The 26,074-nt window shown below is 43.0% G+C and carries 24 protein-coding genes; 23 read left to right on the top strand and 1 reads right to left on the bottom strand.

Features of this window, described 5'->3' with window-relative positions; translation table 11 throughout:
* Positions 1 to 45 precede the first annotated feature (45 nt).
* The 23 genes from AC25CA_RS14610 to AC25CA_RS14500 all read left to right on the top strand — a co-directional run bounded on the left by AC25CA_RS14610 (position 46) and on the right by AC25CA_RS14500 (position 24,958).
* Positions 46 to 3,798, top strand: a complete 3,753-nt coding sequence (locus tag AC25CA_RS14610; RefSeq protein ID WP_486814570.1) for a CHAT domain-containing protein — start codon at positions 46 to 48, stop codon at positions 3,796 to 3,798.
* A 23-nt stretch (positions 3,799 to 3,821) separates the two neighbouring features.
* Positions 3,822 to 5,024 (top strand): M20 metallopeptidase family protein, encoded by a 1,203-nt coding sequence (locus AC25CA_RS14605; protein WP_486814569.1) that lies wholly within the window; start codon positions 3,822 to 3,824, stop codon positions 5,022 to 5,024.
* A 133-nt stretch (positions 5,025 to 5,157) separates the two neighbouring features.
* A complete protein-coding gene (locus AC25CA_RS14600) occupies positions 5,158 to 5,943 on the top strand; it encodes a hypothetical protein (RefSeq protein WP_486814568.1) in 786 nt (261 codons plus the stop codon).
* 53 nt (positions 5,944 to 5,996) lie between these two features.
* Positions 5,997 to 6,983 carry a nucleoid-associated protein gene (locus tag AC25CA_RS14595; protein WP_486814567.1) on the top strand — a complete coding sequence of 329 codons (987 nt, stop codon included), beginning with the start codon at positions 5,997 to 5,999 and terminating at the stop codon, positions 6,981 to 6,983.
* Positions 6,984 to 7,129: 146 nt separating this feature from the next.
* Complete coding sequence (locus AC25CA_RS14590) at positions 7,130 to 7,969, top strand: ABC transporter ATP-binding protein (RefSeq protein ID WP_486814566.1); 840 nt, start codon at positions 7,130 to 7,132, stop codon at positions 7,967 to 7,969.
* On the top strand, positions 7,969 to 8,685 hold the full coding sequence (locus AC25CA_RS14585; protein WP_486814565.1) for an ABC transporter permease: 717 nt from the start codon (positions 7,969 to 7,971) through the stop codon (positions 8,683 to 8,685). Before AC25CA_RS14590 ends, AC25CA_RS14585 begins: the two co-directional genes overlap by 1 nt.
* 217 nt (positions 8,686 to 8,902) lie before the next feature.
* Positions 8,903 to 9,319 carry a MaoC family dehydratase gene (locus AC25CA_RS14580; protein ID WP_486814564.1) on the top strand — a complete coding sequence of 139 codons (417 nt, stop codon included), beginning with the start codon at positions 8,903 to 8,905 and terminating at the stop codon, positions 9,317 to 9,319.
* Between the two features lie 15 nt (positions 9,320 to 9,334).
* A complete protein-coding gene (locus AC25CA_RS14575; protein WP_486814563.1) occupies positions 9,335 to 10,474 on the top strand; it encodes an acyl-CoA dehydrogenase in 1,140 nt (379 codons plus the stop codon).
* Positions 10,475 to 10,488: 14 nt separating this feature from the next.
* Positions 10,489 to 11,274, top strand: a complete 786-nt coding sequence (locus AC25CA_RS14570) for an electron transfer flavoprotein subunit beta (RefSeq protein ID WP_486814562.1) — start codon at positions 10,489 to 10,491, stop codon at positions 11,272 to 11,274.
* Between the two features lie 14 nt (positions 11,275 to 11,288).
* On the top strand, positions 11,289 to 12,275 hold the full coding sequence (locus AC25CA_RS14565) for an electron transfer flavoprotein subunit alpha/FixB family protein (protein ID WP_486814561.1): 987 nt from the start codon (positions 11,289 to 11,291) through the stop codon (positions 12,273 to 12,275).
* A 120-nt stretch (positions 12,276 to 12,395) separates the two neighbouring features.
* The gene (gene fabG, locus AC25CA_RS14560; RefSeq protein WP_486814560.1) at positions 12,396 to 13,115 is read left to right on the top strand and encodes a 3-oxoacyl-ACP reductase FabG; all 720 of its coding nucleotides are present in this window, start codon (positions 12,396 to 12,398) and stop codon (positions 13,113 to 13,115) included.
* 36 nt (positions 13,116 to 13,151) lie between these two features.
* Entirely contained in the window at positions 13,152 to 14,174 is a 1,023-nt protein-coding gene (locus AC25CA_RS14555; RefSeq protein WP_486814559.1) for a 3-oxoacyl-ACP synthase, read from the top strand.
* A 1-nt stretch (position 14,175) separates the two neighbouring features.
* Positions 14,176 to 15,051 carry a branched-chain amino acid ABC transporter permease gene (locus AC25CA_RS14550; RefSeq protein ID WP_486814558.1) on the top strand — a complete coding sequence of 292 codons (876 nt, stop codon included), beginning with the start codon at positions 14,176 to 14,178 and terminating at the stop codon, positions 15,049 to 15,051.
* A gap of 63 nt (positions 15,052 to 15,114) precedes the next feature.
* Positions 15,115 to 16,164, top strand: coding sequence for a branched-chain amino acid ABC transporter permease (locus AC25CA_RS14545; protein WP_486814557.1), 1,050 nt, complete (start codon positions 15,115 to 15,117; stop codon positions 16,162 to 16,164).
* Positions 16,133 to 16,921 carry an ABC transporter ATP-binding protein gene (locus AC25CA_RS14540; protein WP_486814556.1) on the top strand — a complete coding sequence of 263 codons (789 nt, stop codon included), beginning with the start codon at positions 16,133 to 16,135 and terminating at the stop codon, positions 16,919 to 16,921. The genes AC25CA_RS14545 and AC25CA_RS14540 overlap by 32 nt, the downstream gene beginning before the upstream one ends.
* 4 nt (positions 16,922 to 16,925) lie before the next feature.
* On the top strand, positions 16,926 to 17,645 hold the full coding sequence (locus AC25CA_RS14535) for an ABC transporter ATP-binding protein (RefSeq protein ID WP_486814555.1): 720 nt from the start codon (positions 16,926 to 16,928) through the stop codon (positions 17,643 to 17,645).
* A gap of 25 nt (positions 17,646 to 17,670) precedes the next feature.
* Positions 17,671 to 18,894 (top strand): ABC transporter substrate-binding protein, encoded by a 1,224-nt coding sequence (locus AC25CA_RS14530; RefSeq protein WP_486814554.1) that lies wholly within the window; start codon positions 17,671 to 17,673, stop codon positions 18,892 to 18,894.
* Positions 18,891 to 20,282 (top strand): acetyl-CoA hydrolase/transferase family protein, encoded by a 1,392-nt coding sequence (locus AC25CA_RS14525; protein ID WP_488193291.1) that lies wholly within the window; start codon positions 18,891 to 18,893, stop codon positions 20,280 to 20,282. The genes AC25CA_RS14530 and AC25CA_RS14525 overlap by 4 nt, the downstream gene beginning before the upstream one ends.
* A gap of 27 nt (positions 20,283 to 20,309) precedes the next feature.
* Positions 20,310 to 21,137 carry an alpha/beta fold hydrolase gene (locus AC25CA_RS14520; RefSeq protein ID WP_486814552.1) on the top strand — a complete coding sequence of 276 codons (828 nt, stop codon included), beginning with the start codon at positions 20,310 to 20,312 and terminating at the stop codon, positions 21,135 to 21,137.
* Between the two features lie 57 nt (positions 21,138 to 21,194).
* The gene (locus AC25CA_RS14515) at positions 21,195 to 21,770 is read left to right on the top strand and encodes a TetR/AcrR family transcriptional regulator (RefSeq protein ID WP_486814551.1); all 576 of its coding nucleotides are present in this window, start codon (positions 21,195 to 21,197) and stop codon (positions 21,768 to 21,770) included.
* A gap of 41 nt (positions 21,771 to 21,811) precedes the next feature.
* A complete protein-coding gene (locus tag AC25CA_RS14510; RefSeq protein WP_486814550.1) occupies positions 21,812 to 23,020 on the top strand; it encodes an acetyl-CoA C-acetyltransferase in 1,209 nt (402 codons plus the stop codon).
* Between the two features lie 100 nt (positions 23,021 to 23,120).
* The gene (phaZ, locus tag AC25CA_RS14505; RefSeq protein ID WP_486814549.1) at positions 23,121 to 24,023 is read left to right on the top strand and encodes an intracellular short-chain-length polyhydroxyalkanoate depolymerase; all 903 of its coding nucleotides are present in this window, start codon (positions 23,121 to 23,123) and stop codon (positions 24,021 to 24,023) included.
* 290 nt (positions 24,024 to 24,313) lie between these two features.
* Positions 24,314 to 24,958 (top strand): hypothetical protein, encoded by a 645-nt coding sequence (locus AC25CA_RS14500; RefSeq protein WP_486814548.1) that lies wholly within the window; start codon positions 24,314 to 24,316, stop codon positions 24,956 to 24,958.
* Positions 24,959 to 25,008: 50 nt separating this feature from the next.
* On the opposite strand, the gene AC25CA_RS14495 is transcribed toward AC25CA_RS14500, so the two are convergent.
* Positions 25,009 to 25,983 (bottom strand): hypothetical protein, encoded by a 975-nt coding sequence (locus AC25CA_RS14495; RefSeq protein WP_486814547.1) that lies wholly within the window; start codon positions 25,981 to 25,983, stop codon positions 25,009 to 25,011.
* Positions 25,984 to 26,074: the final 91 nt, after the last annotated feature.

Raw genomic sequence — 26,074 nt, 5'->3', positions numbered from 1 at the left:
ATAAAGAGGGAGTCATAATTTTTGTTGAATGGGTGAGGGAAAGCCATGAGAGAATTAGGGGTGTTACTGCCAAAAGAATATGGATGGACCAGTGCAGACTGTTTAAACGCTGGATATGTTGAATTGGCAAAAAGAAAAAGTTTTGAAGTCATTGAGCACACTGCAGATGGGGTTGAATTGTTTACATATCTGAAAGTTTCCATCCTTGAACAAAATCCTGGGCGGAGTATCTTTTGGTTCTCTTGGCAAACTGAGAGTCAAATGGAGGAGTGGATCCGTCATTTAGGATTGGAAAAAATGATGGAAAGTGGATTGGGCGGCATTGAAAGCTTTCAGCGATTGGCAGATCCACAGATGAAAAATTCTGGTGAGCGTAAGAATGAGCCATGCAAGAAAAATGAGCTTTTTGGCTTGGGGTCTTGGGCGAGCCAGGTTGATTTTCATACGCGAGAGGGTTATCTTGCTTTTGAATTAATGATGATTTATGTACTTCTTCATCGGAATGAGGAGAAGTTGCTGCAAGCTTGGTTAACTTTATTTACCTTGCATACCGAGCAAAAATATGTAGATTTATATTTGCTAGTTCACTTGGAATTGGCAGTTCGCTTGGGGAAAAAAGAGGAAGCCAATGATCTATTTCAACAACTTGAGAGTCGTTTTTCTGCATCGGATGGGTTAATAACACCAGATATGCTTTTTTGCGCTTCCCTGCAATCTTTTGTTCGCATCGAGATTATCGGCTTTATGTGTTTTGGGAGTCAGATTAGGACGAATATTCGACGCTTTATTGGTCTTGCCAATCAAAAAGAAGAGGCGGGGGTTCGCATCGACTGGTCTAAGGTGTTTCAAGCGCCTATGCTATTGGAGGAAGCCATTCGCTTATATGGTGAAGAAGCCCTTTTGATTCGCCTTCCAGAAATGGCGAATTGGATTGAATGGATGGCTGATTGGCAGGTTGGAGACTACCAATCGGTTATTGAATTAATGGATGAAATGGAAGGTCAGGCGTCCAATAACGCTCAAAGTAAATCAATTTCAGTTATCAAGGAAAGACTGTTCTATGTAAGGGGCGGTGAAGGGGATGTTCCCCCTGATTTTGGATTTGATCAAAACGGGCTTAATCGAATCGGGTCAGATTTACAGCAAGGCACAGAAATAGAATTGCTAAAATACTATTTGGGCAGTGAAAGAAATATTCGAACGGCACCTTGGTATGGGTCACAATTAGCAGGTGGTATGTCTACGGCCAAGGGGAGCACTTGCTTTGAGAATTACTTGGATGGGGAGTATGGATGGATCCAAGAGGATGAAATGAGAGGAAGAAGAGCTTGTCATCGTGTAGAACAAAGTGACTGGTATTTTCCCTGGTTTTTGGGTCGTATTTATGATTTTGAAGGAGAATGGGGCCAATCCATTGAGGCTTACCTTCAATTAAAAAAGAACTTGAAGGACGTTTATCCAGGACATTTTTTGCATGGAGAGGTGGAGGGACGTTTGGCTTGGGCTTACTTTTCATTGGGTCAGATTGATGAAGGTTTACTGGCCTTGGACCAGATGGCAAACTATATTGAAAACTATGCAATTGAAAATCAGATGCTTTTGTATAAGTATGATCGATTGCTTGCAAAGGCACATTTTTTAACCGGTTGGTATGAAAATGCCTTGACGCTGTATCAAAAGCTGATTGGCAAACGGCGATGGGGAAATCGGCTTGATCGGGAAGGTGGATGGCTTCTTTATGAATTGGTTTCTGTTTGGTTAGAGATGGGTCATCTGACAAAGGCGAAAGAAGAAATTGATCGAAGTGTTGGTGAATTTTCTGAGTGGGAACTTTATAAGTCGATACTCGAGTTGAAATGGGCGGCCTTAGCTGGTGAGAAGCAGCTATACTTACAAGGCAAAAAAACTTTAATGGGAAAAGGCATGCTCGAAAAGCCTGGACAGAATCGGTTTTTGAAAACATGGGAGCAAGAAGAACTGCTGGCTTTTGTAATCGAGACGGATCTTCGGCTGGGCATACTCAATAAAGATGATTTGGAATTGATTCGTGATCAGCATTTAAAAGAGTCGGCAAGGAGTATTTACCATTTTGGACTTTGGCTGTCTTGGATAAATGCACAGATTGTTTTGGGCAATGAGGTAGAAGATGATCTGTGGCTAGCACGGAGTCAGGATGTGGTCCTTTTCTCGAATAGCCTGCCCTTGCAAGTGAAGTGGCTGCAGGTAGAGGCAAAACGAGTGGAAAAACCGGTTGACTTATTGAAATCGGCCTATGAACTTCTTGTGAAATTCAAGGGCAAAGGTTCAATGGATGCCATAGAGGCCAAGGTAGCTTGGTTGGAAGCGGAAGAGAATCAAGAGGTTTTTCTTGTGGAACTCCCCTTTATTTGTAAGCAAGTGATGCATGCGGTAAAGGAACGACTAGGCGTATTGCCTTCCGAACGGCAACTTTTAGCTATGAAACAGTTGGTTGGCATGTATGAGAAAATTCTTCTTCGGGCACTCAAAAATTTGCAGGGGATTGACCTTAATCATCTGCTGCGTTTGACTTATGCCTTAAAGAATATAAATATGAGGATCCATCAGATTACGGCCCTATTGTTGCGAGAAGAAAAACAGACAGATTTATTGGAAAAGTTTGCTTTGCTGTCTCAGCAGATTGTGGAAGTGCCAGTTTTGTCGGATTCTGATCAGAAACGACATGAGCAATGGGTGAGAGAACGAGATCGGCTAGCGGTTTCCATGAATAAATATCGGGAGAGCGCCATCGATGAAGTTCAGGAATTTGTGGTTCCTGACTTGCCTCTTGGCAAGTGTTATGTGGAATTGGTCGCAACGGATAACTATGTTTTTCGATGGCTGAAAACCGATGAAGGGTGGCGTTTGGAGAATCTAGGCACAATGGTTTTGTGGGAGAAACGCTTAAGGCAATTTCGAAAGAAGTTGATGCGTGGCCAAGGGGTATTTGCAACTTTGTCGAAGGAATTATTTGCTGGGATCAATCGAAATCGACCGGTACGACTTGCACCTGATGGCTTGTTTTTTAGTTTGCCTTGGTTCGAACTTGCACGTGATGCGGCTGTTTTTGATTTTGAAGTGTGGCCTAACTTAAGCTTCTTTGCAGAAGGACGAGAAGTCTACCGCGTGTATAAGGGCAATGCAGTTTTTGTACCGGAATTTGAAGGCAAGTCCTCTTTGCCCTGGGTCAAACAGGAAGAATTTTCGTGTTGGCTGGATGGAATGGAAGTGATGGATGGGGAAATCGATGAAACCCCATTGCTTGATTTGCCGGATATTCTTCATTTTTCTGGACATGGGCAGATCCTTAAACCCATGGCTGAGGGTATCTTACGGAATCCATTTGTGGAAGCTCAGCTCTGCATGCCGAAGAATAAGGTTGTTACGGCCCTAGACTTGGCCCTGCGAGACTGGTCGTGGACCCGGTTTGTCTATGTCAATGCCTGTGAAACTTCGGCGGGTGAATACGTGCCCATGGAAGGGGTCTTGGGGATTAGCTACGCTTTATTTTTAGGTGGAGCACATTCGATTCTTGTGACATTATACCCGGTGCAGGATGAAGTGGCAGCACAATTTTCTCTTTCTTTCTATGGGAATTTACAAAAAACAAGAAGTAGAAGAGATGCATTTGTATTGACGAAAGCAGAGTTGGCTGATCGATATTCTCAAAAAGCCTTGGCAGCTTTCCAACTGATGGGAACCGGGGACGAGTTGCTGGAAACCGTATTTTCGCGATTGGTGCGATTTGGCCGAAGATGGGCAAGAAAGCATAAAAAATAGACAAGTGACAAGAGGAGTAGAGGATGAAGCTAGTGGAAAAAATAATGCGTTTATCAAATGAATTGGAAGCACATACACTTGAGATCCGGCGGGCCATTCATAGGCAGCCTGAATTGGCTTTTCAGGAGTTTGAGACAAGCAAACTCGTTTGCAAAGAACTAGACCGAATCGGCATTCCTTATGAAAAAAGTCTATGTGAGCCTGGGGTGATCGGTGTTATTGACAGTGGAAAACCAGGCAAATTATTGATGTTGCGAGCGGATATGGACGCCTTGCCTCTACAAGAACAAACGGGATTGGACTATGCCTCACAAGTGCCTAATGTTATGCATGCCTGTGGTCATGATGTACATACTTCGAATTTGTTGGCGGTTGGGGAAATTTTGAATTGCACCAAAGACGATTGGAGTGGCAAGGTAAAACTGGTGTTTCAACCCGCCGAGGAAGTCGGCGGCGATAGTGGTGGCAAGCAGATGATCCGCTATGGCTTGATGGACCAAGTGCCGGATGCTTGTTTTGCCCTTCATGTGGACAACAACCAACCCGGAGAGATTGTTGCAAGTAGCGGATATATTTCAGCCTATACAGATTCGTATCACATTGCCATTCAGGGTAAGGCTGCCCATTCTTCAGCTCCCCAAGAAGGGGTTGATGCCATCAATATTGCGGCAGCGGTCATTACAGGATTGAATGGAATCGTCTCAAAAAATATTAGTCCAATGGCAAACTCAACCTTAAATATTGGGGTCATTCGCGGAGGGACCGCAGAGAATATTGTGGCAGACCATGTGGACATGCAATGCATGTTCAGAAACCTAACACCGGATGCAAGAACAGCGATGATTGAGCGCATTGAAGGACTTTGTAAGGGCATTTCTATGGCAATGGGTGGTAGCTGTGATCTGAAATTAACAGAAGGATATCCTTCCGTTCTCAATAACGAGTTATTCACAAAATTTGTTGCAAGGACCATTAAAAGCCATGCAAACGAGTTATATAAAGGGATTACCCAGGGGGTGCCAGAAGGCTACTTGGTGACCGGTCAACGGCCTCTTCTGGCTGGAGAAGACTTTGGGTTTTACTCACAGATTGCACCGTCTTGCTTAATTTGGGTTAGTAGCGGAGGGCAGGTGTCGAAGCATAATCCCGAATTTTTTGTGGATGAAAAGTATATCAAGCTTTGTACAAGAACCATGGCTATGGTGGCGGTGGATTTCTTAAAGTAAGAGAAGTATGAGGCTGGTTTGCCCATGCTTTATCCGGTCTTTAACGAACCATTTCATGGCCTGTAAATCCCTATATCCCACGATTATGCAGAGTGAGCGATGCAAGTATGCAAGCAAGAAGGGGAGTGGAACCATGAACACGATTCTAAGGACAAAAGAAGTCATTGAGGCATTACAGGACTTGGACTTTAATACGATAGAGACAAAAGAGATGGCCAAGTGCCGCAGTGAATTGAGAGGCTATATGGAAGACTTTGCAGACGAAATCAATCAAGCAAACAAGCAGAATGATTTGATTCAATTGGCAGAGTTAGAAGAAGCGAGACAGGAAATTAGGGCACTTTATGAGAAGACGGATACGAAGTCTGTGAGAGAGTATGAGCGATTCAATAAGATGATCATGACAATTGTGGTCCTTGTGGTGCTTGCGGTTATGGTATTGCTTGGTCTTGTAGGCTCTAGGCTCCTTGATGGCGGGGCGGTTGAAGGTGCTAGCATATTGCCTTCAGAAGAAGCCGGTGAGTTCGTTGACGAGTTTCCTTACTTACACTTTACGTTTGAAGAAGTCGTTAATGAATTTGGCCATGAATATGAGGTCGTGAATCATGAAGGCGGATTGTTTATGGTGTATGAAGATGAATTGATCCCTTACGCCTTTGGTTTTGTTTCCCTTGAAGCAAATAGTCAAGTCATAACAATTATCTTACATAAGGGCGCACAATACGGGGATGTTCGAATTGGAATGGCATTGCCTGTTGTGATTGATATGCTTGGGGAGCCTGATTCAGCAGCTGTCAATGAAATGGATGGCGGTTATACGACAAAATATGTGCATGAGGATTATACGATTGAATTTATCAGTGATGATGAAAAGTCTCTTGTAGATGCGGCTGTGATTCGAAAATTCAGCTTCAAATAGCTTGAGAATCTGTTATTATAAGAGAGTTAATGAGTATGTAGTGGAGGTAAGAGATGGAAAGTGAATTGATTCTGCGTTCCTCCATCGTGCATTTATGCGATGAGGAATTACAAGAACCTGTGATTGGAGATAGGCTTCAAACCGATGAATTGGCTATGGCTTATTTTGAGAAACATGCCAAGAAAGTATTGGCGGATTCGAATCTGCGACTGGGTCGTGGAAATGGCGAAAATTTGATTGTGAAGAAATATATGGAGGAAGGGGACCTACTTGCTTTTAGTGCTTTTTATGCAAAGAAAGCCCATAAACTCTATGCGGACAATGGAATTCGTGGCGGAGATCTTGTTTTCTTTGATGGCACTTGTGACGGTGCCGAGATTGTCGGTATGATTAAATTGGATTATAAAAAGGGATACATCCATCAGATTGAGTATTCGGATGAGGGGATTGCGACCAGTGTGCATTTACATCAAAGCATTCTTCCCAGTCCGAGTCAAAAAGTTTCTGATGGAATCATCTTTTATTTAGAAGCGGGGATTGCGAGTTTGATTTCGAGCAGTGCCATGCTTTCTGGGGAGAAGGACACGGTAATCGACAAGATCTTTGATCTGGAGATGGAATCGTCTTTGTCCGAGAAGGTGCAGCAAATCGAGGATGCGGTGTCCGAAGTGGTCCATTATTATTATGACGATGATATTCGAAAAAATAACGAAGTGGAGAAAGCCATCTCTGAAATCATTGAGGAAACCGGATCAATTGATTTGGAAAAGGTTGTGGAACGAGGCTTTATGGATAAACCGGTGGCCCAAAAGGCCTTTAAGGAAAAGATGGAAGAGACCGGCATGCAAAAGTCGGTGGTTGTGAATAAAAAGGTGGAACGGAAATTCTCGAAAAAGCGTGTGATTGTAGCCGATAATGGGATTGAAATTCATGTTCCCATGGAACGGGTCAATCAAGATGATTTTATTGAGTTCCAAACAACAGCCGATGGCATGATACAAATTGTGCTGAAGAATATTGAAAAGTTGGAAGGCAAATAGGATGGAATTATGGTTGGAGCTCTGCAAAATGCAGGGCTCTTTTGTTTTGGAAAGAGTTGAATTGTAGAGAAAAAGGAAGGATAGCGGAGGAGCGTATTATAAAATGGGTAATAATTTTAATGAAATCTAGTAAAGGAGGGATATGAATGGATGCGGCAATAAGGGTTGAAAATTTGATTAAGAGTTATGGTCAGAATACGGTCATAAAAGAGATTTCATTTGAGGTGAAGAAGGGTGAATCATTTGCGCTTTTGGGTGCCAATGGTGCAGGAAAAACGACGACACTGGAATGCATTGAAGGCTTAAGGCGGTATGAAAGTGGGAAAATTTTTCTTGATGGTTCAATCGGTGTTCAGTTACAGTCCTCTTCGTTGCAAGCCAATATGAAAGCCATAGAGGCGTTTACCTTGTTCAGCAAGTGGAATCGGGAAAAAGTTGACTTGGAACTTTTTTCAAAGTTGGGATTAAAAACACTGAAGAATAAGCAATATGGTCAGATGTCAACGGGACAAAAGCGGCGGTTGCATCTTGCACTCGCATTGATCGGCAGCCCAGATATTATATTTTTAGATGAGCCTACGGCAGGACTTGATGTGGAGGGCCGAGTTGTTTTGCATGAACATATCAATTGGTTGAAAGCCAGAGGAAAAACCATTATGCTAGCCAGCCATGACATGGCAGAAGTAGAAAGTCTTTGTGATCGTATTGCAATCCTCAAAGATGGAAAAATTGCTTTTTCCGGTGGGCCAAAGGAATTGACCAGCGTGATGGGCACCCAGTGTCAGATTTATGTAAAGACACGGGATCCTTTGCAGAATCATCAAATTGACCAAGGCTATTTTGTTTTTCAATCTTCAAATATTGCAGATACCTTGTATGAGGTTCTTGAAAATTGCAGAAAGACACAAAATACCGTTCTTGATGTGAAGATTGAAAGAGCCACATTGGAGCAACGGTTTATGGATATTGCAAGGGAGGAAAAATAATGAATGCTTTTTTGTTTGGTGTTGCCTTGCAGTGGAAAATTGATTTGCGAAACCGGGGGATTTTGCTTACATATTACCTGGTGCCCCTGGTGTTTTTTGCCTTTATGAGTGGCATTTTTTCCTCTATTAATCCGGCGGCGAAAGAGACCCTGATCCAGTCTATGACTATTTTTGGGGTGACAATGGGTGCAATTTTGGGCGCGTCGGCTCCCTTGGTTGACTTGTATGGAAGCGAGATTAAAAAGGCCTACAAGATGGGAGGCATCCCTTTGTGGGTGGCAACGGTTAATAACCTGATCTCTGCATTTATTCATCTCTACATCATGAGTTTAATCATCTTTTTTTTAGCGCCCATCTTTTTTGATGCACGCTTGCCAGTTGAGCTTGGGGTGTATTTTATTTCGCTTGCACTTTTTATTCTTGCAAGCCTTGGCGTTGGAACGGTATTGGGGCTTTTAGTGAAAAGCACCTCTCGATTAACCCTGGTAGCACAATTCGTTTTTCTTCCGTCCATTATGCTGGGTGGTATTATGTTTCCATCGGATCTACTACCCAAAGCATTTACGGCTGCAAGCCTAGTTTTTCCCGCAACGTGGGGATTTAAGTTGATGACGAGCCGCGTTTTAGACTTTCAATTCATCCTGCCATTGCTGGTGATTCTTGTTGTTTCGGGGCTTGTGATTGGCATTCGATTAAAGAGAATTGGTTTAGATTAAATAAATAGAAATGAGTCGCTAGTGCCTCGTTCTGAAGAATTTAAAATCGGAACGGGGTTTTTTTGTGCAAAAAAGTTCTTGGAATTGGATGGCGATGGGAGTGGATTTTAAAAAACTTGTTTTTATTAAAATTTTTTTAGTTAAATTATTGACAAACGAAAATAAAAGTAGTAGTATGCAAGTGGTTACATACATTGGCTAATCCAAGGAGGATAATATGAGCTATACATTTGACCAAATGACAATTGGACAAGAAGCAAAACGTTCGCGTACCGTAACGGAAACAGATGTTGTACTTTATGGTGGAATCAGTGGTGACTTGAACCCTGCTCACTTTAATGAAGAAGAGAGCAAGAAGGGCATGTTCGGGGGAAGAATTGTGCATGGCATGTTGACAGCTGGCTATATTTCTGCCGTATTAGGGATGCAGTTGCCTGGACCGGGAACCATTTATTTGAAGCAATCTTTAAAATTTACGGCTCCTGTGCGTTTTGGCGATACCATTACCGCGACTGTTACGGTAATTGAATTGGATGAAAAGAGAAAACGAGCAACATTGAAGACAGAGTGCAGCAATCAAAATGGAGATTTGGTGTTAAAAGGTGAAGCGGTTGTTATTCCACCCGCTCAATAACAAGAGGAGGACAAAATGGATTTTCAATTAACGGAACAAAACAAGATGATGAAAATGTTGTTTCAGGCATTTGCTGAAAATGAAGTGAAGCCTATGGCAGCTGAGATAGATGAAGAAGAAAAATTCCCAATTGAGAACGTGAAAAAGATGGCCAAAAATGGCATGTTGGGAATACCTTTTCCAGAGCAATATGGGGGCGCTGGCGGCGATATTTTGGATTATGTGCTATGCGTGGAAGAATTATCAAAGGTTTGCGCAACAACAGGTGTTGTTGTCAGTGCCCATACCTCCCTTTGTTCGGCTCCGATTTTTGAATACGGAACCGAGGCACAAAAGGTCAAGTATTTGCCTGCTTTGATGTCTGGTGAGAAGTTGGGTGCCTTTGCATTAACGGAACCCGCTGCAGGAACCGATGCTGGTTCGCAACAGACCAAGGCCGCAAAGGTTGAAGGCGGTTATGTATTAAACGGGTCCAAAATTTTTATTACCAACGCACAATACGCAGACCTATATGTTGTGATGGCAATGACGGACAAAGCAAAGGGAACACGCGGGATCAGTGCCTTTTTGGTAGAAAGAGAGATGCCAGGTTTCCGCATTGGAAAGAAAGAGAAGAAAATGGGGATTCGAGGATCGGCTACATGTGAACTGATTTTTGAAGATGTCTTTGTGCCGGATGAAAATTTGTTGGGCAAGGAAGGCAAAGGATTCTCTCTTGCCATGAAAACATTGGATGGTGGACGGATTGGTATCGCAGCGCAAGCCTTGGGAATTGCAGAAGGTGCCTTGGAAGAAACCGTTCGTTATACCAAGGAACGCAAGCAGTTTGGTCGATCTATTTCTAAATTCCAAAATACGCAATTTGTTTTGGCGGATATGGCGACAAAAATTGAAGCAGCGCGTTTCCTCGTTTATCGTGCGGCATCCTTGAAGGGTGAAAACAAGCCGTATACGGTTGAGGCTGCACAGGCAAAACTTTTTGCGGCAGAGGTTGCCATGGATGTGACAACCAAAGCGGTTCAATTGCACGGTGGTTACGGATATACCCGAGAATATCCAGTTGAAAGAATGATGCGAGATGCAAAAATCACGGAGATCTATGAAGGAACAAGTGAAGTGCAACGCATGGTGGTCGCTGGAAGTCTATTGAGATAAGGGGAGTGAGAACAATGAAAATTATCGTATGTGTCAAACAAGTGCCTGATACAACAGAGGTACGAATCAATCAAGAAACAGGAACGCTAATTCGTGATGGCGTGCCAAGCATTATGAACCCAGATGATAAAGCGGCAATGGAATTGGCGCTTCGCATGAAGGATGAAAAACCAGAAATTTGTGTGCATGTATTAACCATGGGACCCAAGCAGGCAGAAGGCGTATTGATTGAAGCCTTGTGCATGGGTGCTGACCAAGCGACACTATTGTCGGATCGAAAATTTGCAGGAGCAGATACCTGGGCGACATCGACTGCTTTAGCTGGTGCGATCAAAGAAATTGGAGCAGATATCGTCTTGTGCGGTAGACAAGCGATCGATGGAGATACGGCACAAGTTGGTCCACAAATTGCCGAGCATTTAAATCTTGCTCAAGCAACCTATGTGAGCCATGCAGTTCTTGGTGGAGAGGGTGTTTTGGCGACTCGAAAGTTTGAAGATGGCGACTATAAATTGGAATTGCCTCTACCTTGTTTGTTGACAACCTTGTCGGAAGAAATTGAAGTGCGATATATGCATACACATCATATTGTGACAACCATGAAGGACCGTAAAATCCATATGATGACGGCAGATGATTTGAAGGTTGATCAGCGGGAACTTGGCTTGAAAGGATCGCCGACACGCGTGAAAAAATCTGTAACAAAAAGCGCAAAATCTGCGGGAACTCGCTATATCGAGAACCCTGAGGTTGGTCTTGAGAAAATTGTAGATTATGTGAAGGGTTTAAATATCCTATAGAAAGGAAAATGAAAATGGCGAAAGACATTGCGATATATATTGAGCAACGGGAAGGCGTAATTCAGCCGGTTGCATTTGAATTGATCTCTGAAGCAAAACGATTGGCTGCATGCCAAGAAAACAAACAGGTAGTGGGGGTATTGATTGGGAGCCAGTTGGAGGATTCTATAGCAGAACTTGAGTTGTATGGACTTGATCGTGTGATCTTGTGCGATGACGAAAAATTTCAGCTGTATCATACAGAATTGTATACCGAAGTACTAACTTCGTTTATTCGTGCAGAGGATCCAGATATCCTGTTGATTGGAGCAAGTTCAATTGGCCGAGATTTGGCACCGCGTTGTTCGGCAGCTGTGAAGACAGGGTTGACGGCAGATTGTACGAAATTAGAAATTGATGAGACGACTGGCAAATTATTGATGACACGTCCAGCCTTTGGCGGAAATATCATGGCAACAATTATTTGTGAAAATCATCGGCCTCAAATGGCAACGGTTCGACCTGGAGTGATGGAAGTTGTCCGTGAAAAGGGCGATCACAGAATGAAGGTTGAGAAAATGGATCTTAGCAAGCTTGATCTAACCATGAGAGTGAAGATTTTGGAAGTCGTAAAATCGGTAAAATCCCATGTGGATATCGGATCGGCACGGGTATTGGTTGCTGGTGGACGTGGAGTTGGATCCAAGGAGAATTTTGAAATTTTGGGTGGATTTGCAGATACTTTAAGCGGTGAATTAGCGGCATCTCGTGCAGCAGTCGATGAGGGATGGATTGAAAAATCTCGACAAGTGGGTCAAACCGGAACCACTGTACGACCTGAATTGTATATTGCATGCGGGATATCTGGAGCGATTCAACATATTGCAGGGATGGAAAACTCGAGCTTTATTGTGGCAATTAACAAAGATCCAGATGCGCCGATTTTCGAATATGCAGATGTTGGCCTTGTTGGTGACTTTAAAACGATCCTTCCTTTACTGAGCAAAGAATTGGCTGTCTAAGTAAATTTGAAAGGCAAACACAAATAAATTGGAAGCCTAAAAAAAAGTTGTTGACAAGGAAAGCGTTTTTCCTTTAAAATGTCAGTAAGTACTTACATTAAAAAATAAGGAGGAGTCAATATGAGGTTAGAAGGAAAAGTAGCAGTAGTAACTGGCGCGGCAAAAGGAATCGGTGAACAAATCACAAGAAAGTTTGTTTCAGAGGGAGCCAAGGTGGTTGCTGTGGATCTAACGGAATTGTCTTATGAGTTGGAAGGCGTAGCCGGCTATCAGCTGAACATCACGAATCGGGAAGCGTGCAAGGCATTTGCAGATTACTTACAAGAAAGCTACGGGCAAGTTGATATTCTTGTAAACAATGCTGGAATTACCAAAGATGCTTTGTTGCAGAAGATGACAGATGAGATGTGGGATCAGGTAATTAACGTGAATCTGACCGGTGTTTACAACCTGTCTAAACATATTGCTCCAATGATGATTACAGCAGGTAAGGGTTCTGTGATTAACATCGCCTCAGTCGTAGGAGAATTTGGAAACATTGGTCAATCCAACTATGCGGCAACAAAAGCTGGAGTTTACGGCTTGACCAAAACATGGGCGAAAGAGTTTGCACGTAAAGGAGCGGCGGTACGCGTCAATGCGATTTCTCCAGGATATGTCATGACGGATATGATGCAGACGGTTCCAGAAAAACTATTGGAAAAATTTGCAGGTATGACTATGTTGGGTCGATTGGGCCAGCCTGAAGAAATCGCGAATGCGGCATGCTTCTTGGCAAGTGATGAAGCCTCTTATGTAACGGGTCATAATTTGAGTGTCAACGGTGGAATGAGGCTATAGGAAAACAAATTAATAAGTAAAGGTCGGGTGAAAAATATGAAAGAAAATGTTGGAATTGCAGCAGTCGGAATTTATGTTCCTGAAAGTCGGATGTCGGCAGCGGAGATATCAGTTAAGACAAAAGGTGTATGGTCGGAAGAAGCAATACGTGAGAAATTGGGCATTGTTGAAAAGAGCATTCCAGGCGTGAACGATGGTACCCAAGAAATGGGCGTTAAGGCAGCCCTTGCTGCCATTGAAGAGTACAAGATCGACCCCAAAGAAATTGATGTGGTTTTGTGCATGGGTGAGGAATGGAAGGAATATCCACTTACAACATCTGCTCTTTATATCCAAGATAAAATTGGAGCGGTGAATGCTTGGGGCATTGATGTTCAGAATCGATGCTGTACCACAGTATCCGCAATGAAGATCGCAAAAGATATGCTGATTGCTGATGATGAGATTCATACAGTCATGGTTGTTGGTGGTTACCGCAATGGCGACTTTGTCGATTTTGAAGACAAGTCCATGTCAATGATGTACAACCTTTCAGCAGGTGCTGGTGCGATTGTACTAAAAGACGGAATGACCAAGAACTTGCTTTTGGGTTCACATATTATGGCGGACGGCTCATTGAGCCGGGATGCGGGTGTAGAGATTGGCGGAATCAATCAACCCATTACCAAAGAAAATTTGGATCGAGCATACAAATCATTGACATTGATGAATCCAGGACCTATGAAAGCACGATTGAATGAAGTATCTATGAAAAACTGGATGACATGTATTGATCGTTCGCTCGAAAAATCTGGAATTGACAGAGATGGAATTGATTATTTGGCCGTTTTGCACTTTAAGAAATCCATGCACAAGTTTATGTTGGGCGAGCTTGGTTTAACGGAAGAACAATCCATTTACCTTGAACATTATGGACATATGGGCCAAGTGGACCAGATCTTGTCTTTGAAGCTCGGCTTGGATGCAGGCAAGGTCAAAGACGGTGACTATGTTTTGATGATTGCGGCCGGCATTGGATATGTATGGGCAGCAAATGTTGTGAAATGGGGGGAGGCATAATATGTCAACCTTTTTGCAAATACTCTTTAGCTCATTAGAGACGGGGAGTGTATACGCGCTGGCCAGTTTGGGAATTATTATTATTTTCCAGACCAGCCGCATGCAGAACTTTGCACAGGGTTCAGTCGGGATGCTTAATGCATTTGTGGCAACATTCTTTTTAATCAATACAGGCGCTTCCCCATATCTTGCAGCACTTGTGGGCATGTTAAGTGCGTTTGTTACGGGTGTTTTGGTTGACTTCGTCATTATGCGAAATGCCAAGCATGTTGGAGCAATTGGTAAGGAAATTATTACCTTTGGCTTGATCATGTTTTTTCTGGGGATCGCGCCGATGATCTTTGGCACGAGTCCCCTATCATTTCCCCGATTCATTCAAGACGGTACCTATCAAATTATGGGAGCCAGTGTAACCTATAATGCCGTTTTAAATATTGTGGTCGGCTTGTCATTGATGACTGTTTTATTTCTGTTTTTGCAGAAGACAAAATGGGGATTGGCAGTTCGAGTAACTGCTTCTAGTGAAAAAACGGCACAGTTGATGGGCGTGCCAACCAAATTGATTACTATGGGTGCTTGGGCTGTAGCCGCTTCATTAGGCGCGCTGTCTGCTTTAATGTTGGCACCGGCAATCACTGTCAATGTTTCTATGATGGACAGTGTTCAGATCAGTGCATTGGTTGCCTGCGTATTGGGTGGTTTCCAAACCTTTTATGGACCTGTTATCGGCGCTTATATCATTGGACTTAGCAAGAACTTGTTGAGTTTCTATGTGTCTTCCACTTGGGGAGAAGCCTTGATGTATTTATTGATCTTAATCTTTATCATCTTCAGACCAAACGGTTTGATTGGTAAGAAGAAGATCAAGAAGGTATAACCCATGCGAAAGTTTCCTAAAGAGCGACGAGAAATTGACGGAAAGAAACAAGGAGGATCAGATGTGAATGGGATAGAAAAAAAGGAAAAAGGTCAGAAGGTGATCGAGAAAAAACCGCCCTATAAGGCATACCTTCTTTTTGGATTGTTTTTGATTTTGCTGCCGACTGTACAAAAAATGGGATTGATTGGATCTGCGACCATTACGGTTTTGGGCACTGTGATTTTTTATGCCATTGTTGGAATTGGCATGAATGTCTTGCTGGGCTACAGTGGTTTGATTTCACTGGGAACGGCAGGATTTATGGGAATGGGTGCATATTTGTCTGCTTATTTAACAGCAGATTTGAATCTGCCGTTTCTTTTGTCTGTGATCGTCTCAGTTGGAATTCCATTAATCATCGGCTTGGTGATTGGATTAATCTCTTTACGATTAGCAGGATACTATCTGGCGATTGCAACCCTTGCTGTTTCAGAAATTTTTAGACAGGTTTTTATTGAATGGGATGCCGTAACCAATGGATTTTCTGGGAAAAACGCCTCCTATCCAAAGCTGTTTGGTGTGATTCAGTTTGATCGACAATTGACGTTTATTTTTATGGTTGTCGTGCTGATTGGATTGATGATTTTCACCTATAACTTTATTCATTCGAGAACTGGGCGGGCTTTATTGACCATGAGAGGCAGTGAAGCGGCGGCACAAGCCATGGGCATCAACTTACTTCGATATAAGTTGACTGCATTTGGGATTGCAACTGCTTATGCGGCGATTGGCGGCGTCTTGTATGTGCATTTTATTCGATTTGCCTATCCATCGGGATGGAATCTGATGCTTTCGCTGCAAATTTTAGCTGTGATTGTTATTGGTGGCATGCAGACGATTGAAGGTCCGATTCTGGGCTCGTTTGTGGTATTTGGCGTACCGGAATTGATTTTAAAGCAACTTCCGGTCATTGGAAATGTGGATGGTTTGGCCTATGTGTTTACAGGGGTCTTGATCGTTGTCGTGATCATGTTTTATCCAAGTGGAATGATTTATCTAGGGAACGACATCAAAAAATTCTGGAAGAAAGGAAGAAAACATGGAAAAGAACAATTGCCTGCAAGTGAATGACTTATCGATTGCATTTGGCGGGATTAAAGCCATTGATCATCTTTCTTTCACCGTGAATCAAGGAGAAATATATGGTTTAATCGGTCCCAATGGGGCTGGTAAAACAACCGTGTTTAACTGCATTACGCAGTTTTACAAAGCGGATCATGGCGAGATTATGTTTTCAAATAGACATGGAGAAACTGTAAATCTCAACAACAAGGTTACCCACCAGATCATTTATGAAGGATTGGTTCGGTCTTTTCAAAATATCGAATTGATCAAGGATATGACTTTGATCGACAATTTGTTGGTCGGGGGTCATATTGAATATAAAACAGGATTTATTGCAACTGGCTTTCGAACAAAAAAAGCAAAACGTGAAGAAGCCGAGCAAAGAGAAAAAGCCATTAAGATCTTGAGATTCTTAAAGATTGAAGACAAAGCCAACGAACATATTGGTGGGCAGCCCTATGGTGTACTAAAGAAGGTTGAGCTGGGAAGAACGCTGATGAGCGAACCCAAGTTGATTTTATTGGATGAACCTGCTGCGGGTCTTAATGAGAATGAAACGGCCGATATGTCGAACTTGCTGAGAGAAATTCGAGACGAATACAAATGTGCGATTCTATTGGTTGAACATGATATGCGGCTGGTGATGGATGTCTGCGATCGGATTTGCGCAATTTCCTTTGGCAAGAAGCTTGGTGAAGGAACTGCGTTGGAAATACAGAAAAACAAGGATGTTCAAGAGGCCTATCTCGGGAAAGGAGACTGATAGTATGGTGGCGTTACAGATTGAAAAGTTACATGTCTCTTACGGCAGCATTGCAGCTCTTAAGGGCATCGATCTCTCTGTTGAAAAGGGAAAAATTGTGGCCTTGCTCGGAAGTAATGGAGCAGGAAAAACAACGACACTGAAAACGATATCGGGGTTGATTGAACCTCAGTCCGGCTCAATTACAGTGAGCGGTGAATCTATTGTTGGCTTGAATCCTGCAAAAATCAATCGACTGGGTGTGGTTCAATCTCCCGAAGGGAGACAGATTTTTCCAGAATTAACCGTTGAGGAAAATTTGAGAATTGGTGGGTTTACCCTGAAAACCCGTGCGCAGTTAAAAAGTAACTTTGAACGAGTCTATGGTTACTTTCCTGTATTAAAAGAGAGAAAGAAGCAAGTTGCGGGAACCCTATCGGGCGGGGAACAGCAGATGCTGGCAATCGCTCGTGCCTTGATGGCAAGCCCGGATGTCTTGTTGTTGGATGAGCCTTCCCTTGGGCTAGCTCCTCTGATTGTTCAAGATATCTTCAGAATTCTAAAAGAGATTAATAAAGAAGGAATGACCATATTGATTGTGGAACAAAATGCGCTGCAGACCTTAAAAATATCAGACTATGCTTATGTTTTGGAAGTTGGGCATGTAAGCATGGAGGGAGCGGCAGACGAGCTGATCAAAGACAAACGTTTGATTGAAGCTTATTTAGGCGGTAATGCATCATAGCATTTAAATACGAGGAGGAAGAAGAATGAAGCGTAGAAGAACAGCAGTTTTGGCACTGGTTTTGGCACTGGTACTTGCATTGACGGGTTGTGGCACCGCGGGCACCACGAGTGAGTCCGCACAAGGCGTTACTAAAGATTCTGTAAAAGTGGGCAACTCCATTGCGACTTCAGGTCCTTTGGCTCCCGTTGGCGTTCCCTTTAAAGCGGGCATCGAGGCGTATTTCTTGATGGTCAATGAAGCTGGCGGCGTTGATGGCAGACAGATTGAGTATGTTCATCAAGATGATGAATTTAATCCTGAAAAAGGCAAGGCAGCCATGGATAAGTTGATCAACGACGAAAAGATCTTTGCCTTGGTTGGACACTTTGGCACACCCATCGTAGGTGCAACCTTAAACGATATTAGAGAAATTGGAATTCCAGCGGTTTATTTCGCGACAGGAACCGGAATTTTATACAATGAAAAAGCACCAGATTCAGAGCGTTGCACATTCCCAGTTCAACCGGTTTATCCTATGGAAGGCCGTATTATGACTGCATGGGCTGTTGGCGAATTCGATGCGAAATCAATTGGCGTCATCTATACCAATGACGATGCCGGCAAAGATTTGCTAGGCGGAATTCAGAATGAAGCGGAAAAAGTAGGTGGCGTAACCGTTATTGCAGAACAAGTGCCTCCAAATGCAGAAGACGTTTCAGCAGCGGTAATCAAATTGAAAAATGAAGATGTAGATGTGGTTGTCATTGCGGCCATTCAGGGAACTTTCCCTCAAATCGCTAAAGAAATGGCGAAACAAGGCTTGAACAAAGACACACTTACAACCTATGTGAATTCCGATCAACGGATGACAGAAGCTGTAAAAGATACAGTAAACGGTCAGTTTGACATCTATTCAGACGCTTGGGTGGATATGACTAAACCAGCCATCAAAGACTACCGAGAATGGGTTGCAAAAACATCTGATGAAGACTTGTCTAGCAATGCTTACGCGATGACAGGATGGATTGCGGCTCACTTCTTTGTTGAAGGATTAAAAAATGTAGAGGGCGATTTAACTTGGGACTCTTATATTGCAGCCATGGAATCAGCACCGATTCAAAATCCATTTGGTGGGGCAATTGACTTCTCAGACGGCAAACGCTTGGGTACGCAAGAAATGGCATTGTTGCGCATGAACCCAGATGTAGCATCAGGTTGGGAAGGATTTATCGGATTCAAGAGCATCGATGACTTGATCGGCAAATAAGGGTACAGGACAATAAACGAGGTGAAGAAATGACGTATGCAGAGAAATTTATAACCGTAGAAGAAGCTTTATCACATATTCAATCGAATGATGTGGTTGTCAGCGGTCTTGCTGCTGCGGAGCCGAAAGCAATCTTGGAAAAACTCCACACGATCTATGATCGTGTGGAGAATGTACAAGTATCAACTTGCCTTCCCATCTGTATGGCAGACTATTTTATGAATGAAAACTATCGTGATCATTTTAAAATGAACGGATGGTTTTACACAGGTCCGTTAAGAAAAATGCACAAGCATGGGCGAATCTCTTATATCCCCAATCATTTGCATTTGGCGGCGACAAAACGACTGGATTATGAAAAACCAAATGTATATATCGGCAATGCGACACCGCCAGATAAACATGGATTCGTTTCCTTGTCACTAAGCAATGTTTACGAGAAACGTATGTTGGAAGCAGCAGATTTGGTGATTTTGGAAATTAACAAAAAACTGCCTCGAACCTTTGGCGACGTGGAAGTTCATGTGAGAGACATCGATTATATGGTTGAAGTGGATTATGATATTCCAACGGTACCCGATATAGAGCCGAATGAAAAGGATTTGGCAATCGGCAAGCTGGTTGCACAATACATCAAAGACGGTGATTGTATTCAATTGGGTATCGGAGGCATTCCCAATGCCGTAACGGCATCCCTTTATGGGAAAAAAGATTTGGGCGTGCATACAGAGATGATGACTTCTGGCATGGTTGATCTAGTTGAAGCGGGCGTGATCACTGGCAAGAAGAAGAATCTCAACCCGGGCAAGATTGTATGTGCCTTTGCCTATGGCAATCAAAAGCTCTATGATTTTCTAGACAACAATCCTTCCGTTATGATAATGGATGGACATTGGACCAATGATCCCTGCGTGATTGGTGAAAATGATAATCAGGTTTCCATCAATACTGCTATTGAGATTGATTTGACGGGCCAATGTGGATCAGAATCTTTGGGACACGTTCAGTTCTCTGGAACTGGCGGCCAAGCAGATACGGCGATTGGGGCGCAACGATCCAAAAATGGTCGTTCCTTTATTACCCTTTATTCAACGGCCAACATTCGAAACAAAGAAACGGGCGAGCGAAAAATGATCAGTAAAATTGTTCCATTTTTGAAGCCGGGCGCCGGCGTGACCTTGTCAAGAAATGACGTGGACTATGTGGTAACGGAATATGGGGTTGCTGCCTTGAAAGGTACCGATATTCGGGAACGTGTATTGCGTTTAATTGCCATTGCACATCCGGATTTTCGAGCAGAACTCGTTGAACGGGCACTGGAATATCACTATATTGCTCCAGAAGATGTAGAAAGGGTAGTGGAAGAAAAGAAAGCCGTAAACCTGTAGGCATTTGGGGCGGATTGAGGTAAACATATGGAAACATGTACTTGTAATGGAAAGTTAATTGCTTATGAGGTATTTGGACAACCGAATGGAAATTCGCCATTGATCATTTTGAATGGGATTATGATGAGCATGAATTCCTGGAAAAAATTCATACCTGAAATCACAAAAAATCGACAATTGATTTTAATGGATTTTTTTGATCAGGGTCAATCGGAGAGATGCCAAGGGCTTGCTTATGATCATGAGATACAAGTTGAAGCGGTTGCTGCGGTTATGGATGTGGTAGGAAGCGTGGACTATGACCTGTGTGGCGTGTCTTACGGGGCCCAGGTGGGACTGCAAGTAGCGCTTGCTCACCCAGGTCGAGTTCGTAAGCTGGCCTTATTTAATGTATCAGCGTATACAAGCCCATGGTTGAGCGATATTGGAGAGGCTTGGAATCGGACAGCAAGGTTGCATGATCCGGAAAGTTATTATTATGTGGCATTGCCCTATATTTATTCCAATATGTTCTATACAAAGAATATCCAATGGATGCAAGCAAGAAAAGCCTTATTGGTGGAGTTCTTTACCAATGAATTTTTGGATGCCATGATTAGATTGACGGACAGTTCAAAGAACTATGATATTCGCCAACGTCTAACAGAGATTGAATGCCCCGTACTTCTTGTTGGTGCGGATCATGATTATATTACGCCGATCAATGAAGCTAGATATCTGCATGAGCACTTAAAGCGAAGCGAGTTGGTTGAGCTGGAAGACTGTGGGCATGCGTCTATGTATGAAAAACCCCATGCGTTTTATCAACTTATGGAAGGCTTTTTAAGCCAAGAACATGATATAATTATCACATAAGCGTAAAAGAACTTGCATGGGTTGCAAGAATTCAATAGAGAAACGGGTGGAAATCATATGTCGAAAAAAGACGAAACGAGAACGAGGATTATGTCGACTGCTCTACAGTTATTTTCTGAGCAGGGATATACACGAGCGACAACCAAACAAATTGCGGAGAAATCGAATGTGAATGAAATTACTCTTTTTCGTCATTTTGGCAACAAGGAAACCTTATTTCAGGAGACTCTGGAGTATTACGTGGAAGAAATGCATTTGAATGATGAAATTGAGCGGCTGATCAGTCAGGATTTCGAAAAAAGCATGAGCGAAATCGCAGCAGATTATTTGGAATACTGTAAGAGAAACAAGAGCCTTTATCTGATTCAAATGAGGTTGCCGGACAATATGGAAAAATTCGTTAAACTGAAGATGTCTAGGGGATTTAAGAAGGGGATTATGCCCTATTTTATACACCTTGAGTCTGAAGGAATGATTAACGGAGATCCTGAAAAAATGGCGTCAACCTTCATCAATAGCATCTTGGGGGCTTACACCATTTATCTTCTGTCGAAAGATACCTTTAGTCGTTTTTCGATTGATGAATTGGTACAGGAACATGCGCGACAGTTTGTATCGTATTATCGTGTGTAAAATTAGATAATCCTTCTTTTCGCATTAAATGGGAGGGAAGTATGAAAAAAGTATATATTGTTGAGGCCAAGCGATCGCCAATCGGTAAATTTTTGGGAACCTTGAAAGACACCAATGCGGGTGATCTGGGCGGAGCTGTGCTTAAAGAAATGCTAAAAGATCATCAGGAATTGGTAGCCGAAGTAGATGAAGTTATTATTGGCAATGTATTATCTGCAGGCTTGAAGCAGGGGATTGCGCGGCAAGTCAGTTTGAATGCGGGATTTCCTGTAGAGACGCCCGCTTATTCCTTGAATATGGTTTGCGGAAGTGGGATGAAGGCTGTCATGAATGGCCTTGCCGGCATTCAAAGCGGAAGTGCAAACCTGGTAGTAGCAGGTGGTGTTGAGTTGATGAGCGCGGCCCCATTCCTGCTTTCTGGTAAAAATCGAACGGGAAGCAAATTGGGTAATTTAGCGGCAGTGGACTCCTTGATTGGAGACGGGCTGACCGATGTGTTCAACAATTATCATATGGGCATCACAGCGGAAAATATCGCGGCTAAGCATGGGATCAGCCGGGAAGAGCAGGATGCTTTTTCCTATGAGTCACAGAAAAGAGCCATTGCGGCGGTGGATTCGGGTCGATTTGACGATGAAATTGTACCGATTCTTATTAAAAAACGAAAAGAAGAATTTTGGTTTGGCGCGGACGAGCATATGAATCGAACCACCAATGAAGAAAAATTGGCACGCTTGCGCCCTGCTTTTAAGAAAGATGGCACCGTTACAGCAGGGAATGCATCGGGCATCAATGACGGTGCGAGTATGACCTTGCTTGCATCGGAAGAAGCGGTTGATCAATATTGGTTAAATCCACTCGTTGAAATTGTGGCGGTTGGTCAAGGTGGAGTTGATCCTTCTGTTATGGGATTGGGTCCTGTGCCAGCCATTCGCAATGTATTGAAAAATGCGAAGATGTCTTTGGCAGATATTGAGCTAATCGAGTTGAATGAAGCCTTTGCAGCACAATCTTTGGGTGTTTTGAAAGAACTATCCGAAGAGCATGGTGTTAGGGTAGATCATTTGTTGCCCATTACCAATGTGAATGGCGGAGCCATTGCTTTGGGTCACCCTTTGGGTGCTTCTGGCAATCGGATCTTAGTTACATTGATTCATGAAATGAAGAAAAGAAAACTTGAGTATGGTTTGGCCTCTCTCTGTATTGGGGGCGGCATGGGAACTGCGATTATTGTTAAGAATGTTGAATAGAAAACGAAAGACTACTTGAGGGGTGCGAAAAGCACCTCTCCCCCTTTTTTAAGCGTTGGTTTATGACCATGGACAAAAAATTGAATGGAGGAAACGGAAAATGCAAAAAGTGATGTTGCGATCGGTAGAACTTGAAAATGGTGAAAGAATCCATTACCGGGAGAGTGCTGCAGGGAAGATTCCTTTTATTATGCTTCATGGAAACATGACTTCAAGTGTGCATTTGGATGTTTTATTTGATCGAATGCCGAATGAAGTTCGGGTGATTGCACCTGACTTGCGGGGGTTTGGAGAATCGAGCTATAAGAATGGAATTAACAGCTTGGAAGATTTTGCTGATGATGTAATAGAAGTAATTAATCAATTAGGCATAGGTGAATTTTACCTGGGTGGCTGGTCAACGGGCGGGGGGATCGCCATGGAGATTGCTGCAAAACTGCCAAAACGCGTTCTAGGACTGGTGACCATTGAATCGGTGGGTATTCAAGGTTATGCAATGTTTAAAAAGGATGCACAAGGTCAGCCTATTGTTGGCGAGTTTATTCACACAAAGGACGAGATTGCGGCAGATCCTGTGCAGGTGATTCCTGTATTGCAGGCCTATGAACAAAAAAATAAAGATGTGATGCGTGCCATTTGGAATGCGGTGATTTACACCCAGAATCAACCGGATGAAGAACGATATGACATGTATTTGGACGACATGATGACCCAACGGAACTTGGTTGATGTCGACTATTCTTTGGTGCATTTCAATATTTCTCATAGCTATAATGGGGTTGTGGAAGGGAACGGGAGAATTGATCAGATTCAATGTCCGGTTCTGGTTTTCCAGGGAGACCGGGACTATGTTGTGCCACCGACTATGGGGGAAGGCATTCGGGATGCTCTTGGGGAAAAAGCGATCTATGTGCATGGCGATTGGGGGCATTCTCCTTTTATCGACGTGCCAGACATGCTATGTGAGCGCATTGTGTCTTTCTTAAAGATAATGAGTGAATAGATCACAAAGGCAAATGTACTGTCAAAGTCAGTTTATAGTAGGCATTGTGAATAAAAATGGATAGAGAAAAATGGGCAGAACAAATTATGTTCTGTCCATTCTTGTGCTTGTATTAAAGTGAAAAGATTAGCCTTTCAAAAATGGGCTGAGATCATAATCTTATTTATAGATGTTATTTCTAATTAACCCCTTTGAATTTTAGAAGTATGTAGGTTAGGCATTGTAAGAAATCGTAAGGTTTTCGAGGCGAAATTTTTTATAGAATAGAAAAAAGAGTGAGGAGGGGATATTTGATGGTGATCATGGAGTTGTTTGGAATGAATGGAGCGGGGAAGACGACGACGATCTTGGAATTAAAAAAACAGTGCAAAATCGAATTGCCTGTAGCTTCAATTGAAAAATATTCCTATTTGAGACGAAATGGACGGAAGGCGTTAAAAGTTTTGCTTGTTATTTCCCATGATCTTCCTTTTTCCATACGATTGTTAGCCATGATGTGGCGAAAGCATGGTTGGACTTGGGATACCCCCGCAACCTGGTTTAATATCTGTCACCGCGGTTATTTTTATCTTTTTGAAAAAAATCAAAGGAATGTTTTGGCTGGCGGAATGCTTCATAAGGTATGGGGAACCTATGGCTTGGTTCCCATCACCGATCGGGATCGAAAAGAGATTTTGACAATTCTCAAGCATTTTCATTGCAAGGGCGGTTATTACCTTGATGTATCCAAAGACGTGATTTTGGAGCGAAACACCAATCGGGGTAGGAACACTTTTTTAGAGCGAAGAATAGGTGAATTGGACTTTTTATATGAAAATTTCTATTCCTTTGTTGAAGTGGTTGAGAAGTCTGTTGAGATCTGTGCAGTACGAGAGAAATCACTACGGGGCAGGGTGGAATTTTTGTTGGATAATTGCCAAGAATTGAAAAGTTAAAGAGAGAGCCTTGAGGGATGAGAATTTCATCGTCACAAGGCTCTTTATGTTTATGATGTTGTTTTAAATAGCGAGGGGATTTTTAGCGTGTAGACGATGAGGAAGACCAATCCGTAGAGGATGGTGGGGATCCAGATCACCTGGTGGATCATGGTTAAGCTCTTGTCGAAGAGAAAGCCACTATAAGTGATGACTGCGGCAAGGGCGTAAAGAGCGGTTACAGTAAGCCGCCAAGTTTTACTGATAGGAAGCCCATACATTTGAGTAACGATAAACATGGTTGCAAAGCCGAAAAAGAACATGCTCCAAATGCCGGTTCCCTGTAGGATGGCCACGGTGGTGCCATGAAATAAGACGATGATCTCCAAGAGAAAGGTCCAGATTTTATTTTGGTGAAATTTCGTGCCGGCAAAGGACAATTGGGCAAAGAGTAAAAACATGTAGAAGAATCCGAAAAGATGACCCACTGTGCCTACCATGGGGTGATACCAGAAGGTGTAGGTGATGGCCCAGGCGATGTAGAAACCATGATAGTCGAATACCCGTTTAACGCCCTCTTTGGGGAGCTTTACTTTCTTTCCAAAAAAAAGCCCACGTCTTCCATTCTCCATAATTAAGACCAAGACGAGCATAAGGATCACCGAGTATTGAGAACTGGCTACGGAGACATCTTGTGCCAATCCATCGTACCAAATGAAGCTTTGAATGGCATGAAGAAGAATAAAACTTAGGTTTATGGCAATTAGTTGCTTATTGTACTTGGTGAGGGTTTTGCTGGGTGGTTGTTTATCTTTATGCATGTTCAGAATGACATACCAGAGGGCAAATTGATGAAGAAGATAGCCGCCCCAGGCTGTGAAACGAGTCCAAAATGTTGGACTCGGCAGTTTCCAATAGTACCAGCTGGCTCCTTGGTCGGGTGCTAAGGCCTGGCCCCGAAGAGAAAGGCTGATCCAAAACACCAAGAGGGTAAGGGCGGAGGCGATTGCTAGATTGATCCCAATTAACTTTCTTTCCTTATTCATATGAAACTCCCTTCAGTCGGTTGATTGGTTTGGTATAAAACCTATGAGTTTTGGATACCCGAGGTGGAAGGTGCGAAACATCACTCAACGG

The sequence above is a fragment of the Gottschalkiaceae bacterium SANA genome, assembly GCA_036323355.1.
Taxonomy (GTDB): Bacteria; Bacillota; Clostridia; order Tissierellales; family GPF-1; genus GPF-1.
The sequence above is the reverse complement of the archived record's forward strand: the minus strand, read 5'-3'. Positions and strand labels throughout refer to the sequence as shown.